Here is a 1885-nt window from a genome sequence, read left to right on the forward strand (position 1 = left end):
GTCCCGACTGGGACGGGCTCGTCTCTGTTGCCGTGGCTCGCCTCGCGGCGGGCAGGCATTTCCTGCTGGGGTGTGTCGGCGAAGCCCGGAGTTTCCTCGCTCCACGACATTCGTCGCTTAGTGCGTGCAGCCCGGAGATCTGGTCTCTTCTGGTGGACCGGCTGGACCGCCACGATCCCAACGTTCTCACCAAGAAAATTTGAGCCGCACAGGGCCAGAGTAAACTATCCCCATGCGGCGGACCGTCTCCGGTCCTGCCAGTTTATATGGGAACAAAACGGGAAAGTTCAAGCATCACGCGCCCCATGTCCGGTCTGCCAAGGGCATTCACCGCAAACGGGACCGGAGCCCGAGCGTTCCCGCGGATCTGCATGGCGGCGCGGCCAAACCGGCTGGAACCTTTCGGCCCGGCTGTTAGTTCCATCGCCGAAGAACGGGACCGCCGAGCGAGCGTAGCAGCGCGACAGGCCTGAGGTCCTCAACAAATCTTCCAGGCCGATATCGCTCTACGTCCGCTGGTGCCGTTCTGGGCACGAACAGGGAGATTCCACCATGAAAGTCGCTGAGATAATGACCCCCAACGTCCATCTCGCCAGTCCTGGCGAGTCGCTCCAGAAAATCGCGAAACGAATGGCGGTTGATGACGTCGGATTTCTGCCCGTCGGAGAAAACGACCGACTCGTCGGAACAATCACCGACCGTGACATCGTCGTACGTGCCGTCGCCGAAGGCAAGGACGGCAGCGCGACAGTCCGCGATGTGATGACCAAGGATGTCAAATACTGCTTCGAGGACGAAGATATCGAGCACGTCGTCCAGAACATGGGTGATATCCAGGTCAGGCGGTTGCCGGTCCTCAACCGCGACAAGCGCCTTGTGGGTGTGGTCTCGCTCGCGGACGCGGCGCTAAAGGAAGATCCGGCAACCGTCGGAATCGCGATGTCCGGCGTGGTCGTACCCGGCGGCGCACACGCGACGTAAGCGCTCTGCCCGGCAGGCGAGATCGGACTGAGTTCAGCGGCCCGCATTAGCATCTGACCCAAAGTGGGTACCGGTGTGGGGCATCTGATGCTCAACAAAGAGGAGCGGCGGCACGGGTCGGTTTGAAATGGCCTCTAGCGTTGTCGCGTCTCAAAGAGCCCAGCGACGGCTCGACCGAGCCCTAGCCACACCTTCCCGGCCATATGCCGGGAGCATCGATGACGCCCCCGGGCTGCACTAGTATTTTGCACGTTTCCGCTTGCGCTCTTGCCGTGGCTCAGAGCAACGATTGGGCGATGTCAGTTCGGTGCCCCCGCGGTGTCGCCCAGCACCACACCCTTGGCAGCCTGTTCGATGACCTCGGCTACAGCCTGTGGCTGGGTAAGGAACACCACATGGCTGCCTTTGACTTCGGTCGTGACCGCCCCGATACGATCGGCAGTGCTCCGAAGCAGTTCTGGCGCAATAGCGCCGTCCTCAGTCGCGACAACGTACCAGCTTGGCTTGGTCTTCCACGCCGCCGTCGTCACCTTGGCCTCAAGCGCCTTCATAGCGATCGGCACCTGTGAGTCACGCAGGAATGCGGCGTTGGCATTGTCGGTGTCCCCGGCAAAGCCGGCCTTAAACGTCTCAGTCTTCAGGAACGCGAAGCCATCGGGCTGCACGTCAGGCTGAAAGTTCGGCGGCGGAGGAACCTCGGCATATTGGTCCAGCGTGGATTGACCGACCTCTGGCGCGAAGGCGGCGACATAGACGAGGCCCGCAACGTTGGCAGCGTCGCCGGCTTCTGTAATTACCGTGCCACCGTAGGAATGGCCGACCAGAATGGCTGGTCCGTCCTGCCGGGCGAGCACGCGACGCGTTGCGGCTACATCGTCTTCCAACGACGTGAGCGGATTCTGAA

Annotated in this window: 3 protein-coding genes; 2 read left to right on the forward strand and 1 reads right to left on the reverse strand. The window is 61.9% G+C overall.

What is annotated here, in order from left to right:
• Together EOA86_RS39705 and EOA86_RS32935 are read left to right on the forward strand one after the other, a co-directional pair.
• A partial coding sequence (locus EOA86_RS39705; RefSeq protein WP_206630208.1) for a hypothetical protein occupies positions 1–203 on the forward strand: 203 nt, incomplete at its 5' end.
• A gap of 349 nt (positions 204–552) precedes the next feature.
• The gene (locus tag EOA86_RS32935) at positions 553–981 is read left to right on the forward strand and encodes a CBS domain-containing protein (RefSeq protein WP_127212365.1); all 429 of its coding nucleotides are present in this window, start codon (positions 553–555) and stop codon (positions 979–981) included.
• Between the two features lie 299 nt (positions 982–1280).
• Here EOA86_RS32935 and EOA86_RS32940 read toward each other — a convergent pair.
• Positions 1281–1885, reverse strand: a 605-nt coding sequence (locus tag EOA86_RS32940) for an alpha/beta hydrolase (RefSeq protein ID WP_164892249.1), incomplete at its 5' end; no start/stop codon positions are given.

The organism is Mesorhizobium sp. M5C.F.Ca.IN.020.32.2.1 (genome assembly GCF_004023105.1).
In the GTDB taxonomy this organism is placed as follows: Bacteria; Pseudomonadota; Alphaproteobacteria; order Rhizobiales; family Rhizobiaceae; genus Mesorhizobium; species Mesorhizobium wenxiniae.

Bases quoted from the DNA above. Each gene is read 5' to 3' on its own strand.
- EOA86_RS32935 (WP_127212365.1), top strand. From the start codon at position 553: ATGAAAGTCGCTGAGATAATGACCCCCAACGTCCATCTCGCCAGTCCT.